At 61.2% G+C, this 17,446-nt stretch carries 13 protein-coding genes; 8 read left to right on the forward strand and 5 right to left on the reverse strand.

The features are described 5' to 3' along the window. Positions 1–149: 149 nt before the first annotated feature. The 3 genes from E0L37_RS11560 to E0L37_RS11570 all read right to left on the reverse strand — a co-directional run bounded on the left by E0L37_RS11560 (position 150) and on the right by E0L37_RS11570 (position 3,812). Positions 150–2,423 (reverse strand): arylsulfatase, encoded by a 2,274-nt coding sequence (locus E0L37_RS11560; protein ID WP_133491897.1) that lies wholly within the window; start codon positions 2,421–2,423, stop codon positions 150–152. 158 nt (positions 2,424–2,581) lie between these two features. Further along, entirely contained in the window at positions 2,582–3,595 is a 1,014-nt protein-coding gene (locus E0L37_RS11565; protein WP_133491898.1) for a phospholipase A, read from the reverse strand. Positions 3,596–3,623: 28 nt separating this feature from the next. Then, a complete protein-coding gene (locus E0L37_RS11570; RefSeq protein ID WP_133491899.1) occupies positions 3,624–3,812 on the reverse strand; it encodes a Trm112 family protein in 189 nt (62 codons plus the stop codon). 215 nt (positions 3,813–4,027) lie between these two features. On the opposite strand from E0L37_RS11570, the gene E0L37_RS11575 reads away from it, so the two are divergent. From E0L37_RS11575 to E0L37_RS11585, 3 genes are all read left to right on the forward strand, one after another. Further along, complete coding sequence (locus E0L37_RS11575; RefSeq protein WP_133491900.1) at positions 4,028–5,824, forward strand: acyl-CoA dehydrogenase C-terminal domain-containing protein; 1,797 nt, start codon at positions 4,028–4,030, stop codon at positions 5,822–5,824. Positions 5,825–6,782: 958 nt separating this feature from the next. Next, on the forward strand, positions 6,783–7,154 hold the full coding sequence (locus tag E0L37_RS11580; RefSeq protein WP_133491901.1) for a YbaN family protein: 372 nt from the start codon (positions 6,783–6,785) through the stop codon (positions 7,152–7,154). An 87-nt stretch (positions 7,155–7,241) separates the two neighbouring features. After that, positions 7,242–9,017: an acyl-CoA dehydrogenase C-terminal domain-containing protein gene (locus E0L37_RS11585; protein WP_133491902.1), complete on the forward strand. Its 1,776-nt coding sequence runs from the start codon at positions 7,242–7,244 to the stop codon at positions 9,015–9,017. A gap of 228 nt (positions 9,018–9,245) precedes the next feature. Here the strand turns inward: E0L37_RS11585 and E0L37_RS11590 are convergent, their stop codons facing one another. Both E0L37_RS11590 and E0L37_RS11595 read right to left on the reverse strand, forming a co-directional pair. Beyond that, entirely contained in the window at positions 9,246–9,938 is a 693-nt protein-coding gene (locus tag E0L37_RS11590) for a 4'-phosphopantetheinyl transferase (protein WP_133491903.1), read from the reverse strand. A gap of 63 nt (positions 9,939–10,001) precedes the next feature. Then, a complete protein-coding gene (locus E0L37_RS11595) occupies positions 10,002–10,328 on the reverse strand; it encodes a hypothetical protein (protein ID WP_133491904.1) in 327 nt (108 codons plus the stop codon). 560 nt (positions 10,329–10,888) lie between these two features. Between E0L37_RS11595 and E0L37_RS11600 the strand changes: the two genes are divergently transcribed. The 5 genes from E0L37_RS11600 (at position 10,889) to E0L37_RS11620 (ending at position 17,420) form a co-directional block, all read left to right on the forward strand. Continuing rightward, positions 10,889–12,481, forward strand: coding sequence for a ShlB/FhaC/HecB family hemolysin secretion/activation protein (locus E0L37_RS11600; protein WP_240687466.1), 1,593 nt, complete (start codon positions 10,889–10,891; stop codon positions 12,479–12,481). 59 nt (positions 12,482–12,540) lie between these two features. Further along, positions 12,541–14,433, forward strand: coding sequence for a DUF2341 domain-containing protein (locus E0L37_RS11605; protein WP_133491905.1), 1,893 nt, complete (start codon positions 12,541–12,543; stop codon positions 14,431–14,433). A gap of 11 nt (positions 14,434–14,444) precedes the next feature. Next, entirely contained in the window at positions 14,445–14,870 is a 426-nt protein-coding gene (locus tag E0L37_RS11610; protein WP_014993295.1) for a biopolymer transporter ExbD, read from the forward strand. Between the two features lie 29 nt (positions 14,871–14,899). Continuing rightward, complete coding sequence (locus E0L37_RS11615) at positions 14,900–15,658, forward strand: energy transducer TonB (RefSeq protein WP_240687461.1); 759 nt, start codon at positions 14,900–14,902, stop codon at positions 15,656–15,658. Between the two features lie 61 nt (positions 15,659–15,719). After that, complete coding sequence (locus tag E0L37_RS11620) at positions 15,720–17,420, forward strand: putative porin (protein WP_133491906.1); 1,701 nt, start codon at positions 15,720–15,722, stop codon at positions 17,418–17,420. Positions 17,421–17,446 lie beyond the last annotated feature (26 nt).

Below are 17,446 nucleotides of genomic sequence, written 5' to 3' on the forward strand. Positions count from 1 at the left end.
GCGCCACGAACTCGTGCCGTATTCGCTGCCAAGGCAGCTTCCCGTCAGGGCGTTGCAACGCGGCTGTGGGAAGCTGCCTTGGCAGCGAATTGCCCTATAACCCCAAAGCTCCGGAACTGGGAATCTGGCGCTTTTCAGCCTGCGGGCACCTACTGCTGCGACATAATCGCCCGCTGGTTGGCCTTGTCGGCATCCTGGTCGAGCGTGCTGTTGCCGCCGGACGGCAGATCGAAAATCACCCTTTTGATGCGCCCCGGATAGGGGAAGGGCGCGTTGTAACCTTCGGTGACCGGCGACAGACAGCGGCCGAAATCCATGCCGATGCTGGACAACATCACCAGCAATCGAGGAATCGAGCCACTGGCCTGGATCTCACCGTCCAGCGCCAGGGTCACGTCGCCGCCGCCATCCTCGCGGCGAGTAATGGTCACGGCGAGGGTGTGCTCGCCGGGTGTCAGAACCTGCTCACTGACAAGGTGGGTATGGTCATGGAAACCGTTGTGATCGAAGTGCGCCTTGCCACCCTGGATATAAAGCACGAAACCGCTATTGATGGTGCCGCGCGATACCAGTACGCCATCACCACGCTCGGGATGATCCGGCAGTTCCACGGTGAGGGTGAAGCCCTTGTAGACCGGCGGGCAGGCGTCGGAAACGATGTGCGATACCGGTGGATAGTAGACGAAGCGCTTGCGGCCGGTGGGCACGCCCTTGCGACGGGAGCCACGGAACAGATCGCCGGCCTTGCGGTCATCCAACGGCAGCACGCCGTTTTTTTCCGCTTCATGCCACCACAGTGCTTTCAGTCGCTCGAGCTTTTCCGGCTCGCTGTGCGCCAGATCGTTGGACTCGGAGAAGTCCTCGTCGAGGTTGTACAGCTCCCAGTCCTCGGTATCGTAATCACTGCCGCGCCGATGATGAGTGACCGCTTTCCAGCCGTCGGCCCAGATCGCCCGGTGACCGAGCATCTCGAAATACTGGGCTGCGCGCGGCACCCTGACGTCCGCTTCCAGCGTTGCTTTGAGGCTGACCCCGTGCAACGGCATTTGCGGGACTCCGGCCACGGTCTCCGGCATTGGCAGACCGATCAGATCGAGCAGGGTGGGAGCGATGTCCACGGCGTGGCAGAAAGTGTGGCGGATCTCCCCGGGTTTACCGAGCTTGCCGGGCCAATGCAGGATCAGTGGATCGCGCACGCCGCCGCCATGGGTGTTCTGTTTGTACCATTTGAGCGGCGTATTGCCGGCCTGGGCCCACCCCCAGGGGATGTTGCTGTGGCTGCGTGGCGTGCCGATGTCGTCAAGGCGTTTGACGGCGGTGGCCACATCTTCCTTCATGCCGTTGAAGTAGCGCATTTCATCCAGGGTGCCGGTGGCACCCCCTTCCTGGCTGGCGCCGTTGTCGGAGATCAGTACGAACAGGGTGTTCTGGTCCTGGCCGAGCTCGGCCAGCCCCGCCATCAGCCGGCCGATCTGCGCGTCGGTGTGTTCAAGCATGGCGGCGAACGCTTCCTGCAGGCGTGAGGCGAACCTTTGGTGGTCCTCGGGCAGGGTGTCCCAGTCCGGCACACCGGGGTTTTGCGGGGCCAGGGTGGTATCCGGCGGGATGATGCCCAGTGCCTTCTGGCGCTCGAACCAGCGCTCACGTTCCTTCTCCCAGCCGTGATCGAACTTGCCCCGGTATTTGTCCAGATACTCCCGTGGCGCCTGGTGTGGGGCATGCATGGCGCCCATCGCCAGATACAGCAGCCAGGGTTTTTCCGGCACCAGGGAGACGCTGTCGCGGATGAAATCCAGGGAGCGGTCGACGATATCCTCGGACACATGGTAGCCCTGTTCCGGTGAACGGGGTGGCTCCACGAAGTGGTTGTCGTAAGTCAGCTCGGGGTAGAACTGATCCGTCTCGCCCTGCATGAAACCGTAGAAACGATCGAACCCTTTTTGCAGCGGCCAGTTGGTGAAGGGGCCGGCGGCGGAGCATTCGCGCATGGGGGCCAGATGCCACTTGCCGGTGGCGAAAGTGGCGTAGCCGGCGTCGCGCAGAATCGCCGGCAGCAGCGCGGCGTTGGCGGGAATGGCGCCGCGCGTGTTGGGATAACCGGTATCGAAGTTGGAGATCGCGCGGATGCCCGCGGCGTGGTGGTTGCGGCCGCTGAGCAGACAGGTGCGGGTGGCCGAGCACAGCGCCGTGGTATGGAAGCCGGTGTAGCGCAGGCCTTCGCCGGCGAGCCGGTCAATATGGGGCGTGGCGATGCTGGAACCGTAGCAGCCGAGATGGGAAAAGCCGGCATCGTCGAGCACCACCAGTACGATGTTGGGGGCGCCTTGCGGCATGCGCGGTTCAGGCCAGGACGGTTCGGAGTCGGCGACGGTGCGGCCGATCTTGCCGGGGAAATCCGGTTCGGCGGGGTGGCGGAAACTCATGACGGCGTCTCCCTCTTGATTTGTGCGGTGCTGGATTGTTGTTGGAATAATGGAAAGTCATTAATATGAGGGCAATAGAAAGGGTGGGCAAGATGTTTTCGTGGTAAATTTGATGGAGGGGAATCAATTTGGCGCCCGGACGGGCGCCGTTGGCGTGCTTAGAGGGTATCGGTCAGCAGGATGCCGAGACTAAAACGGTTCTCGTAGTCGTCGTAGTTGATCAGCGAATCGCCATAGCCGGAAAACACCTGCACCAGCCCTTTGAAGCGCTTGTTGATCGGGAAGGAATAGGAGATTTCGCCGGCGCCTTTATTGTCGGAGCGCAGGTTGTTGCGCACCATCAATTCCAGCACGTGATTACCGAACGGCCGCGCCACTTCCAGCTGGAAATGGCCCATGTATTTTTCGATGTCCGGATTGTCGTCGCCACTGGTTTGCAGCGGGTCTTTTTTCTTGTCCTCGGGAATCCGGTACCAGGGCATCACCGAGACATAGTAGGAACCGATCTGGGAAATGTGGCGCAGATAAATGCGATTCCAGCTGCGTGACGCGGGAACATCCCGGCCGTTGGATTCGTGGATAAAACCCAGCGCCATCAGTTCAGTACGCACCGGCCCCAGCTTCCAGTCCATGGGTTTGGCGAGAAAAATCTCCGGCGCGTAATTGATCTCCCGGAACGGACTGGATTGATTGCTGTTGTAGGCCTGCCAGTAAAAGGTGCCGGTGAAGGCCATGTACAGCGTGCTGCCGTCCCAGAAATCGTCGTACAGCGGTGCTTTCAGGGACAGTTGGAATTTGATTTCCTCGGAGTCCAGGGAATCGTCTTCCCGGTCCGGGTCGTTCCACTGGGGGTTCGACCAGTAGGAGTAGGGCATCAGGTAATTGCGGCGATGCGGCGTGATGGCGAAGGGGTTGTTCAGGGAAGAGCGCTCCAGGGCCAGCCGGCCGCGCAGTGCATCCTCATGGGCACTGCGCTGCTGTTGCTGCGGATCGCACCAGCGGCGCAGTTCCTCCAGAGTGACGGTGCGGTCGCCTTGTTGAACCCCACGCAGTAAACACTCATCGTGTTTCGCTTTCGCCGCCCGGGCGGCGGCTTCGGTGGCGTCGCTGCTTTCCTCGGCCTGGGCCAGCAGCGGGCCGCACAACAGACAAGCGAGCAGAATGCGCTTCATACCCCGTCCTCGTTGGTGGTGGCGGAACTCACAGACCTTTCAGTTCCTCATCGCTCATGGCGCGGGCTTCTTCTTCCAGCATCACCGGGATACCGTCCCGTATCGGGTAGGCCAGGCCGCTGGCCTTGCATTTCAACTCGCTGGCCTTCTCGTCCAGGATCAGCGGGGCCTTGCTGACCGGGCAGACCAGAATATCGAGCAGATTGGGGTCGATCATCGCCTTCTCACCTCATGGTCATGATGGTTCGGGGCCGACTATACCAGCCCTCGGGGTCCCGTGCGCGAATTCAAACAGTCGTTTGACTTATGGGTCACAAATAGAGGTGGGCACTGATGACACCGTCACCTAAGATTGTGGCCCTTCAATGATGGCGGCGCCCTTGGGCGTGCCCGCCCGGAACCCCAGACAGACCGTTTTCAGGGAGACCTGACATGCCTGAGTATAAAGTCCCTTTGCGCGACATGCGCTTCGTTCTCAACGAGGTGCTGGACCTGGATGCCCACTACGCCAAGCTGGGCCTGGAAGAAGTGAACAGCGAATTGCTTAACGCCTTCCTGGAGGAAGGTGCCAAATTCGCGGAAAACGAACTGGCGCCGCTGAACCGCTCCGGTGACGAGGAAGGCTGTCACTTCGAGGACGGCGTGGTCACTACCCCGCAAGGCTTCAAGGAAGCCTATGCCAAGTATGTGGAAGGCGGTTGGCCGGCCATGGGTGGGGATCCGGAGTTCGGTGGACAGGGCCTGCCCGGTTCCGCCAGCATTGCCATTTCCGAAATGACCGGCACCGCCAACTGGTCCTGGAGCATGTACCCGGGTCTGTCCCATGGCGCCGTGGCCACCATTGAGGCTCACGGCACCGACGAGCAGAAGCAGGCTTATCTGCCGAAGCTGACCAGCGGTGAATGGACCGGCACCATGTGTCTGACCGAACCGCATTGCGGTTCCGACCTGGGCATCCTGAAAAGCAAGGCCGAGCCCCAGGCCGATGGCTCCTACAAAATCACCGGCACCAAGATTTTCATCTCCGCCGGTGAACACGACATGGCCGAGAACATCGTCCACATCGTGCTGGCCCGCCTGCCGGAAGCGCCGAAAGGCACCAAGGGCATTTCCCTGTTCATCGTGCCGAAGTTCCTCACCGACGGTAATGGCGGCGTGGGCGAGCGTAACGCGGTGGCCTGCGGCTCCATTGAGCACAAGATGGGCATCAAGGCGTCCGCCACCTGCGTGATGAACTTCGACGGTGCCACGGGCTACCTGATCGGTCCGGAGAACAAAGGGCTGAACTGCATGTTCACCTTTATGAACTTCGCCCGTCTGGGTACCGCCATTCAGGGCGTGGCCCATGCCGAACTGGGCTTCCAGGGTGGTCTGACCTACGCCAAGGACCGCCTCGCCATGCGCAGCCTGAGCGGTCCGAAAAACCCGGACGGTCCGGCGGACCCGATCATTGTGCATCCGGACGTGCGCCGTATGCTGCTGACCAGCAAGGCGTTCGCCGAAGGCGGCCGTGCTCTGGTGTACCTGTGCGCGCAGTTGGGCGACAGCGTGAAACTGGGTAAAACCGAGGAAGAGCGTGAATACGCCCACGATCTGATGGCGCTGCTGACACCGATCGCCAAGGCGTTCGTCACCGAAGCCGGTCTGGAAGCCGCCAACCATGGCGTGCAGATCTATGGTGGTCACGGTTTTATCCGCGAATGGGGTATGGAGCAGAACGTGCGTGACGCACGCATCTCCACCCTGTACGAAGGCACCACCGGTATCCAGGCGCTCGACTTGCTGGGCCGTAAAGTGCTGATGACTCAGGGTAAGGCGCTGCGCAACTTCACCAAGATCGTGCACAAATTCTGTGAAGCCAACGCCGATAACGCCGACCTGAAAGAGTTCATCGAGCCGCTGGCGGGTTACAACCGCGAGTGGGGCGAGTTGACCCAGGCGATTGGTCTGCAGGCCATGCAGAATCCGGAATACGCCGGCGGCGCCGCGGTCGACTACCTGATGTACTCCGGCTATGTGACCCTGGCCTATCTGTGGGCGCTGATGGCCGCCAAGGCCCAGGAACAGCTGGCCGCCGGTGCCGGCGACGAGGACTTCTACAACACCAAGGTGAAAACCGCGCGTTTCTACTTCAAGCGCATCCTGCCGCGCACTGCTGGTCACAAAGGGGCCATCGAAGGCGGTGTGGACAGCATGATGGATCTGGACGCCGAGCACTTCGCGTTCTGATTGTCGGCATGTTCTGTTGAAAAGCCCGCTTCGGCGGGCTTTTTTGTGGTTCATCGCGGTTTAGCGGGACACGGCGCTTCGATCATGGGCACGGGTCTGTAACGGAAGGGGCTACCAAGCCGCTCTATTCGCCAGCAAGCTGGTCTCCCACGGATCCGCCACGAAGCCGCCGTGGGAAGCTTGCCGGCGAGCGAATATCCCAACACCAGAGGGCCGGAATTCGCCAGCAAGCTGGTCTCCCACGGATCCGCCACGAAGCCACTGTGGGAAGCTTGCCGGCAAGCGAATATCCCAACACCAGAGGGCCGGAATTCGCCAGCAAGCTGGTCTCCCACGGATCCGCCACGAAGTCGCTGTGGGAAGCTTGCTGGCAAGCGAATATCCCAACACCAGAGGGCCGGAATTCGCCAGCAAGCGGGTCTCCCACGGATCCGCCACGAAGCCGCCGTGGGAAGCTTGCTGGCAAGCGAATATCCCAACACCAGAGGGCCGGAATTCGCCAGCAAGCTGGTCTCCCACGGATCCGCCACGAAGCCGCCGTGGGAAGCTTGCTGGCAAGCGAATATCCCAACACCAGAGGGCCGGAATTCGCCAGCAAGCGGGCCTCCCACGGATCCGCCACGAAGCCGCTGTGGGAAGCTTGCCGGCAAGCGAATATCCCAACACCAGAGGGCCGGAATTCGCCAGCAAGCGGGTCTCCCACGGATCCGCCACGAAGCCGCTGTGGGAAGCTTGCTGGCAAGCGAATCGCCAACGGCCCAGGACACGCTATGAATACGTCCCTGTACGCTAGGGTTTGGCCACCCGTGGGCAAACACGATCCTGGAACGCCCTGACCGGCAGCACTCCACGAATACTGAGACGCTCGGCTACGAAGCCCTCCGCTAGAAAGCCCCCCATCCATCAATCCTTTCCCCGTACGAAGACAGTGGGCGGTGGCCATGCTGTAATAGCCGCCATGATCAAGATTCTGTTGTGGCGAACACTGGCCTTGCTGACTCTGGCACTGGGCATGGTCGGCGTGGTGGTGCCCGGTCTGCCCACGGTGCCGTTTCTGCTGCTGGCGGCCTGGGCTGGCACGCACGGTTGGCCGCGCCTGGAGCACTGGTTGCTGAACCACCCCCGCTACGGCTTCTCGATCCGGCAGTGGCGTGAACATGGCGCGGTATCCCGTCGCGCCAAGGTCGCGGCGACATTGATGATGGCGCTGAGCGTGGTGCTGATCACGCTGTCGGCGGCGCCTCCACTGGTGAAGTTCAGCGTGCCCGCCTTTCTGTGCGTGACCTTGATCTGGCTGTGGAAACGGCCGGAACCGGGCGGTCACGGATGAATGGGGAGTCACAAATAATCGTTTACCGCACCGGCGTCGTGGCTAAACTGACCGCCTTTCACACGGTCAGCAATTGGGAGACAGACCATGGCGATCTACAAGGCTCCTTTGGAAGACATGCGTTTCGTGCTTAACGACGTGTTTCAGGCGGAACATCTCTGGTCTTCCTTGCCCCCTATCTCCGAAGTGACCCGCGATCTTTCCGACGCCGTGCTCGAAGAAGCCGGCAAGATGGTGGAGAACCTGCTGTTTCCGCTGAACCGTGACGGTGACGAGGAAGGCTGTCACTTCGAGGACGGTGTCGTCACCACGCCAAAAGGCTTCAAGGACGCGTTCAAAACCTACGCTGAAAACGGCTGGACCGCGTTCTCCGGCAATCCGGAATTCGGCGGGCAGGGTATGCCGAAATCCCTGGCGGTGCTGTTCGAGGAAATGATGCACAGCGCCAACTCCTCCTTCGCGCTGTACCCGGCGCTGACCAACGGCGCCACCCTGTGTCTGGACGCCCATGCCAGCGACGAGTTGAAACAGGCATACCTGCCCAAGCTGTACAGCGGCGAATGGGCCGGCACCATGTGTCTGACCGAACCGCACTGCGGCACTGACCTGGGCATTCTGCGCACCAAGGCGGTGCCTCAGGACGACGGTTCCTACCAAATCAGCGGGACCAAGATTTTCATTACCGGCGGCGAGCACGACATGGTGGATAACATCATCCATCTGGTGCTGGCGAAGCTGCCGGACGCCCCGGCCGGTTCCAAGGGCATTTCCCTGTTCCTGGTGCCGAAGTTCCTGCCGGATGCCGAGGGGAATCCTGGTGAGCGCAATGGTGTCGCCGCCGGCTCCATCGAGCACAAGATGGGCATCAAGGGGTCCGCCACCTGCGTAATGAATTTTGACAGCGCCAAGGGCTGGCTGGTTGGTGAAATCAACCAGGGGCTGGCGTGCATGTTCACCATGATGAACTACGAGCGTCTGTCCATCGGTATCCAGGGACTGGGCTTGGGCGAAGCCAGTTACCAGAGCGCGGTGGATTATGCCCGTGAGCGTATTCAGGGCCGCGCCGCCACCGGCGCCGCCAACCCGGACGGCGCCGCCGATCCGATCATCGTGCACGGCGATGTGCGCCGTATGCTGATGACCATGCGCGCGCTCAATGAAGGCGGCCGCGCCTTGTCCGCGTACGTTGGCATCCAACTGGATCTGGTGAAGTTTTCCGAGGACGAGGAAGCACGCCGCAAGGCGGCGGATCGCGTGGCTCTGTTGACGCCGGTGGCGAAAGCATTTTTTACCGATCGAGGTTTTGAAACCACGGTGTTGGGCCAGCAGGTGTTTGGCGGTCACGGCTACATCCGCGAATGGGGCATGGAACAGTTCGTGCGCGATTGCCGAATCTCGCAAATCTATGAGGGTACCAACGGCATTCAGGCGCTGGATCTGGCCGGTCGTAAAGTCACCCGCAACGGTGGCCGTTACGTGGAGTCGTTCCTGGCGGAAGTGCGTCATTGGATCGAAGAAAATGGCCAGGAAGCCGGCCTGGACGGTGTGCGTGAGCCGCTGGTCGCCGCGGTGGATCGTTTGCAGGTGGCCACCGAGGAATTGCTGCGCCAGGCGGGGGATAATCCGGATGCGGTCAACGCCAGCGCGGTGGAATATCTGGATCTGTTCGGTTACGTCACCTACGCCTGGCTGTGGGCGATGATGATGGTCAATGCCGCCGGGCGTGATGACGACTTCGGCCGCGCCAAGATGATCACCGGACGGTTTTACTTCGAGCGTCTGCTGCCGCGCGGCGAAGCCCTGGCGCGGCAATTGAAGGCCGGTGCCGAAACCATGATGAGCCTCGACGCCGATTTGTTTTAAGCCGTGGGCAGTCTGTTGATCCTGGAGAGATGAATTCGCGCCGTATTCGCTGCTAAATCAGCTTCCCACATAGGCATTACGAAGCCGCTGTGGGAAGCTGCCTTGGCAGCGAATACCCGTACGTCATCCCGGGTTTGTCCCGGGATCTCGTGACGCCGGCAGTGCCTCCATCAAGGCCACGATAAACTGAGCGGGATCCCGGATCGGTGTCCGGGATGACGGTACGGGTCAAACCCGCGCCACCAGAATCCAGCTGAGCACCCCGCCGTGCTGTTCCCGCCACTGATAGTCCAATGCCACACCAGTGCGCCACTCATCCGATAAGGTACTGCGCAACACGATACGGTGCTCGTCCAGCAGTGCCGCGTCCTGGAAATAAAAGCGTTGGCCGGTGAGCGGATAAAGCGCTTTGAACAACGCCTCTTTCACCGAGAACGTGAGTGAAACGCGGCGTGCCTGTTGTTCCTGATCCAGGTCCGACAGCGCCTCGATCTCCGCTTCCGTCAGCAACTGATCGCGCAGCTTCAGTGCCCGTTGCGGGGCGATCCACGCTTCCGCGTCCAGACCGACCCCGCGCCAGAGCGTGCGATCAGCCACCAGAGCCGCTGCCCGGCCCTGAGCGTGGGTGATGGCACCGCATACCGCCTGTGGCCAGATCGGTGCCCGATCCTCCCCGTAGCCGGGCAGGGCGGGTTCGCGGGTGATGGCTTCGATGGCCGCTCTGGCGCAGCATCGTCCCGCCAGATATTCGGCCAGACGCTTCTCCACCGCGCCTTGCAGGGATGCCGGCAGCGGCACGGCCTGATGCTCGAAATCTTCCAGCCGGATCCGTTCCGGATAATAGCCGCCGCTGGCCAGACAGAGGCCGTCTTCCCAGTGCTCTAGTTGAACAGGATCCAGGCTGGACACGGATTCGGGCATAACACGGCGCTCGCTGACGGGGCCTTTATACTGGCGTCTGCCAGCGATGTCGGCAAGTCGGGATCAACGCGGCGGGCGTTGCGGCTTGACGCCACTTCCCAGCGCGTTGCCCATACGATTGCGCAATGCCGACTGACTGAACTGTCCGCTCTGATTGGGCGGCAGGCGAGTGACGTCGGCGGAGTCCAGCGCCGGGCTATCCCGCCTGGCCGCCTTGGGAAGGGCCGTCGGCATCATCTTCCGCTGCAGGCAGTCGTAGGGCAGGGCGCGATGGCCGTTGACTTCCACTTCCACGCAGGAGGGCTCATCGGCCCCGGGCGCGGGAGCTTCCGCCGCTTGCAGAGCCGGTGTCATCATTAACAGCCATCCCATGCGTATCCAGTGCTTCATGTCGTTTCCGTTTTTTATCGGTGCATGTGCCTGCGGCCAGGGAAGCTCTGAACAATACCGCGTCATCCCGGGCCTGACCCGGGAGCTCTCTCTGGAGGGCCACCACTTCGTAGTGGGAGATGACGGATCAAGTCCGGCATGACGTTTTCCTGGGCTCCCCCAGGAGAATGAAAACGAAGTGGTTTTTCAGTGAATTTTTCATGACCGGCGTCCTGCTCTCCACTGTTTCTCCCCATTGCCGCGCCATCACTGCTCCGGCGCCGCTTGAGCGTCTTTCCCACCTCACCGGTCCGCGCTTTTTTTGCTGTAGCAACGCGGTCTTTCCGTGAATTTTTGGTGACAACAGTTCGGTTCCGACGGACTCCCGACATCTAGAGAGTGTTAACTGGATCACCGTATTTGCCGCGGTGTCTTTCGGGGTTGTGGTTCGTGGTTACCAGAGTTTTCCACGGTGATGCTGGCCACCGGTCCATGTATGTGTTTGCAGAGTCGAGTCAATGCGTGACGCCAATAGAATGAGCGGAATGTCCTGTTTTTGGGGGGGAGTGTTTGTGGCAGCCATGACGATGACATCGGCACTTCACGCTCAACAAGGTGCCGCCGCCGAGGAGGCGCGGATGGCGCCCGGGGTGGAGCCAGCCGAGGCCGCGCCGGAGGAAGTGCCGGGAACGGTGACCATCAACGAGTACGTCGTGCGTGGCAACACGGTTCTGGAAGCGCGCGACATCGAGAAGGCGGTGTACCCCTTTCTCGGCCCGGAACGAAGCCTGGAAGACATTCAGAGCGCGCAAAAAGCTCTGCAAAAGGTTTATCAGGACAAAGGGTATCAATCCGTTTACGTGGAACTGCCGGAGCAGCGGGTCAGCGGCGGCGTGGTCTATCTGCAGGTGATCGAAGTCACCGTGGGCCGGGTGCGCGTGGTCGGCGCCGAATACCATTCGCCGCTGAAAATCCGCGAGGAAGTGACGGCACTGCGGGAAGGCGTGGTGCCCAATTTCGAACTGGTGCAGGAAGACCTGACCAAGGTGAACCGCACCGGCAAGCGGCAGGTGATGCCAGTGGTCAAGGAAGGCGCCATTCCCGGCACCATGGATGTGGATCTGGCCGTCGAGGACCAGACGCCCTGGAACGGCAGCCTGACATTGAACAACGATTACAGCGCCGATACCGAAAAACTGCGCACCATCGCCACCCTCGGACATTCCAACTTGTGGCAACGGGGACACAGTATGTCCCTGACGCTGTTCACCGCGCCGGAGAATACCGATAACGCCGAGGTCTGGTCGTTGAGTTACGGCATGCCGCTGTCCGAGCGCTGGTCCCTGCGTTTCTCCGGTTATACCTCCGACAGCGACGTCAACACCGTGGGCGGCACCAGCGTGCTGGGGCAAGGGAGTTCTTACGGCGTTTCCGCCACCTACAACATTCCGTTCGACGGCACCTGGGGACATTCCTTCTCACTCGGTGTTGATTTCAAGGACTTCGACGAGTCACTGGAATTCGGCGATGCCGAGGACACCATCCCGCTGAAATACGCGCCTTTTACCTTTGGCTATAACGGCTACTACTACACCGAAAAGAATCAGGGCTCGATCAATCTGACTCTGGTAACCGCCACCAATGAGTTTCCCGGCAACAGCAGCGGCTGGGAGGAGTTCGATTACAAACGTTACCGGGCCAAACCGGACTTCGCCGTGATCAAGGCCGAGGCCAGCAACGAGAGGCTGTTGGGCGAGTGGGGGCTGGCGACAAAAGTAAGCGCGCAAATGGCGTCCGGTTCCCTGGTTTCCAACGAGCAATTCGCGGTGGGGGGCGCCGGCACGGTTCGGGGTTATCTGTCCGCGGAGCAATCCGCCGATGACGGTGTGCTGGCCAGTATTGAGCTGCGTACACCTTCCATTGCTGAGTGGCTGGGGTCGCCCTGGAGTCTGGTGCGCGCCCATGTGTTCGGCGAGGGCGCCCATCTGACACTGCAAAACCCGTTGCCGGAACAGGACGACGAATTCGATCTGGCCAGTGTCGGTGTCGGTCTGCGAGCGGAAATCGGTGCCTGGTTGAGCGGGCGGCTGGATCTGGGGTACCCGCTCACCGATGGGGAAAACACGGAAAAACACGACCCCAGAGTGCATTTCAGTATTACCGCCAGTTTCTGAACAGAACCAGGGGTGTCCCCAAGGGCGTCCAAACAGCTTGTTTTTCGGAGTGTCTGATCATGCAACAACGCCTGCTGATTTTTCTCATATCCTGCCTGGGTGCGCTGTTGCCCACCCTGGCCCATGCCTGGTGGCAAGACGATTGGAGTTACCGCAAGCAAATCACCATCGATACCTCGCCCCAGGGCGCGGCCATCGATCAGCGGGTCGGCCGGGTACCGCTGCTGGTACGTCTGCATACCGGTAACTTCGGTTTTCAGGACGTCCAGGAAAACGGCTCGGATCTGCGCTTTGTGGCGGCGGACGATCAAACCGTTCTCAATCACCAGATTGAAAGCTTCGACGCGCTGCTGGGCGTGGCCTACGTCTGGGTGGACGTGCCGGCGCTGGAAGCCGGGTCCAGCCAGGATATCTGGATGTACTACGGCAATCCCGACGCGCCGGCCACCAGCAATGGCCAAGCGGTGTTCGATGCCGATTACACCCTGGTCTATCACTTTGACCAGGCGCCCGGCGCACCGGCCCGTGACGCCACCGCCTACGGCAACAATTCCAGTAACACCGTGGCGCAAAGCGTCACCGGAGTGATCGGCCAGGCCGCCGCCTTTGCCGGTGGCGAACCGCTGATGGTGGAAGCCGCGCCGGTCCTGGCGACGCCAGCCGCCGGTCAGTTTTCCTTCAGCGCCTGGGTGCGTGCCGATCAGAGTGCCAATGAACAGTTGATCTATGCCCGCCGTGACGCCGGTAATTCGCTGTTGATCGGCATCAACGCCGGCCAGCCCTTTGTTGAGGTCAATGGTCAGAGAACGGCGCCAGCGCAACCGCTGGCATCCGGTCAGTGGCAGCATCTGGCGGTGACCGCCGATGGGCGGCAAGTGGCGTTGTACGTGAATGGCCGCCAGATCAGCAGCTTGCCGGTGGCACTGCCGCCGCTGGCCACCGCCATCGCCTTGGGGGGCGATATTCCCGGTTACGCGCCCGCCGAGCCCGTTGCGGAAGAAACCGCGAGTGAAGGGGAGGATGTCGCTACCACTACACCGGCGGCGGTGCCGTCCCGCTACTTCAATGGCGCTCTGGATGAAGTGCGGATTTCCAAGCAGGCCCGGCCGGCGTCTCTGTTGATGGCGGATTATCAGGCCCAGGGCTCCGAGTCGCGGTTGGTGGTATTCGGCGTCGACGAAGAGCAGTCCGGATTCGGCTTCGGTGCTCTCGGATTCTTGCTCAGCGCGGTGCCCATCGACGCCTGGGTCATCATCGGGATTCTGGTGATCATGATGATCCAGACCTGGTTCGTCATGTACCGGAAGTTTCGCCATAGCCGCCGGGTGGACGAGGCCAATGGCCGTTTCCGCGACGAGTTCGCCCAGGTCGGCACGCAACTGGAAAAACTCGCGGACAGCCCCGAATTGGAGCGGGAGCTGGAGCACTCATCGCTGTGGCGGTTGTACCAAGTGGCGGTGCATGAGTTGCGTCTGCGGCGTGCCCAGGGCGCCGATACTTCCAGCATTTCCTCGGAAACCCTGGAAGCGATCCGCGCTTCCATGGACGCCGTTCGTACCCAGCAGAATCGCGAGCTGAGTTCCCGTCTCGGTGTGCTCTCCAACGCCATCGCCGGCGGCCCCTACATCGGCCTGCTGGGTACGGTGATGGGCATCATGGTGGTGTTTCTCGGTACCGCCATGGCCGGGGACGTGAACATCAACGCGGTGGCGCCGGGTATGGCCGCCGCTCTGTTGGCCACCGCCATGGGGTTGTTCGTGGCGATCCCGGCGCTGTTTGCCTACAACCGCATCAACGGCCGTAACCGCGATATCAGTTCCGATATGCGCGTGTTCCTGGACGAATTCGTCACCCGCCTGGCCGAGATTCATGGCGCCGGGCAGCGGCCGCCGCAGCCGGCGCAGGCCGGTCATGCCGTGCGCCATGGCATCTCTCAAAGTCCGGTGGTGTAAGGAGAACAACGATGGCTTCGGTAAGAACCTCGATGGACGACGATGAAATGGACGGACCGGTGGACGGCATCAATATCACGCCGCTGGTGGATGTGCTCATGGTGGTACTGGTGATGTTCATCCTCACCGCCACGGCGCAGATCGCGGGCATCAAGGTGGATCTGCCCAAGGCCAGCTCCTCGGTGTCGCTGTCCGAATCCAAGACCAAGGCCATTTCGGTGAACAACGACGGACAGGTGTTTCTCGATGCCTACCCGGTGACGCTCGCTGAACTGGAGGATCGGTTGCGTACCGAGAAAGCCATGAACCCCGGCTTTCCGGTGATCGTGCGCGGGGACGCCGCGGTGCAATACCAAAAAGTGGTGCAAGTGCTGGATGTGCTGCGGCGTCTGGATCTCAACCAGGTCGGTCTGGTGACCGGCAAGCCGCCACAGTGATCGATGATAACCGGATAACAGGAAAGACCATGTCGTTGCAGTCACCTCAATCGCGGGATTCCGGAGCCTCCTCTCGTAAACGGCAATCCGCGTTGGCGAGCAAGGCATCCCGTGACAAGCGCGGGCCGATCACCTATGTGCGCCTGGCCGTCAGCGCGGTGGTGTTGATCGTGCTGGGTTGGCTGATCTGGCAGTGGGCCAACGATATGAGCGGTGTGCGCCGGCAGGTGCCGCAGGAGCCGATGCTGGTGCCGCTGCCACCACCGCCACCGGAGCCGGAACCGGAGGAAATGAAGGAGCCGGAACCAGAGCCCGAGCCGGAGGAGATCGTCGAGCCGGAACCGGATCCCACGCCGGTGGAAGAACCGACGCCGGAGGAACCGCCTTCGCCGTCGGACGATTTGTCCGAGGCCATGCAGATCGATGGTGAAGCCCAGGCCGGCACCGATGCCTTCAATATCGGCGCCGGCAGCGGCGGCGGCATGGCCGGTTCCGGCACTGGCCGGGTCGGCAACGCCACCTACGGCCAGTACCTCTCCTACGCCTTTCAGCGGGCGCTGCGCGAGGAGCCGTCGATCCGTCATCTGAGTTACCGGATACAGATCAATCTCTGGCTTAACGAAGCCGGCCAGATCACCCGGGTGCAATTACTCAAGTCCAGTGGTGACCCGGATACGGACGACAAAGTGATCGCCGCCGTGCGTGCCATCCCGGCGCTGGATCAAAAGCCGCCGAAGTCGATGACACTGCCGGTGAAAGTGGCTTTGCAAGGGCGGCGTCCGGGCTGACCGGGACCGAAACCAACCAGACCCAAGAATCGAGACGAACCGTTTCAGGAGCAATAAAGCAATGAACATGAAGCGCAATCAGTGGCTGCTGATGCTGGCCGTGGCGGCGACCTTGAGCGGCCCGGCCGTGGCGCAGGCACCCGCCGAATCCACCGCGCCGGAGGGCAACAGCACCACCGTGCACCTGATCCGGTTGTTGGTGGAACAGGGGGTGATCACCGATGCCCAGGCCAACGCCTTGCTACAGCAGGCGCAACAGGAGGCCCAGACCGCCAGTCAGCGCCGCCCCGAACCTGAAGTGCGGGAAGGGGACGTGCGTGTGCCCTACATCCCGGAAGTGGTTCGTGACGAGATTCGCGAGGAAGTCAAACAGGAAGTGATGGCCCAGGCCAAGGCGGAAAACTGGGCGGCACCGAATACCTTTCCGGACTGGGTATCGCGGGTGAAGCTGTTTGGTGACGTGCGGGTACGTAATGAGAGCCGGTTCTTTTCCGGGGATAACATTGATCAACTCGTGGATGGCCAAAAATATAATGAAGATGGCCCGTTTGAAACCAATCTGGGGCCTATCGCTAGTGACTTCCCCCCCCTGATGAACACTCGTGAAGACCGCACCAACCTGTTGCGGCTCCGTGCCCGTTTCGGTTTGGAAGCGGATCTGGGGGGCAACTGGAGCACCGGTGTCAGATTGGCCACGGGCAGCAGCAATGGCCCGGTTTCCACTACCCAGACGCTCGGTGGCGGGCTCAGCAAAAAAGACATCTGGCTGGATCAGGGGTGGGTGAAATGGGCTCCGGGGATTTGGCGCTTCACCGCTGGGCGCGCGGAGAACCCCTTCGTCTCCACCGACATTTTGTTCTCCGGTGATCTGAGTTTCGATGGTGTGTCCGCCGGTTTCAAGGACCTTCGGGTCGGTGATCGCGTCGCGATGTTCGGCACCATTGGCGCCTTTCCCCTGGAATACAGCTCCGACTCATGGCCTTCCAGCAGCCCGGACAAAAGTGATAGTGAGGACAAATGGCTGTTCGGCGCGCAGGTCGGCGCCAACTGGGTGTTCAATCAGGAAGAGCGCCTGACCGCGACCATCGGCTACTACCACTTTGATAACATTCAAGGGCAGCGGTCTTCCAAATGTGAATTGTACAGTGACCCATACCAGTTCTGCGATACGGATTGGTCGCGGCCGACCTTCATGCAGAAGGGGAATACCCTGTTCTGGCTGCGCGATATCGTACCCAACCCGGATACCAGCGTTCCCACCTCTATGCCCCAGTATTTGGGGCTGGCCTCGGAATTTCAGCTGTTCGATCTGAACCTGATCTGGGATACACGGGTTTTCAGTGATTACAAACTCAGGTTGGCGGGCAACATCATTTATAACGACGCCTATTCCGAACAGGCCATGTGGCGCAATGCCGCCGGCATGATTACCAACAACTTCGATGAAGACGGCGAATTTGAAAGTGGGCGAACCGCCTGGATGGTGCACGCCGCTTTCGGCTCCTCCTTGGATCTGAAGCGGCGTGGCGACTGGATGACGTTCCTGGGCTACAAACATATTGAGCCCGACGCCCTGCCGGATGCCTACAACGACTCTTCCTTCCACCTCGGTGGTACCAACGCCAAGGGCTACTACCTGGGCGCGGCTTACGCCTTGAACGAGCGGCTGTACTTTCAGGGCCGCTGGATGAGTTCGGAAGAGGTGTATGGACCGCCGTTGTCCATCGACATCCTGCAACTCGAACTGAATGCCCGGTTCTGATCGGCCTGGCGATGAAGGGAGGTAAT

It is taken from the genome of Alcanivorax sp. 24 (assembly GCF_004360225.1).
GTDB lineage: Bacteria > Pseudomonadota > Gammaproteobacteria > Pseudomonadales > Alcanivoracaceae > Alloalcanivorax > Alloalcanivorax xiamenensis.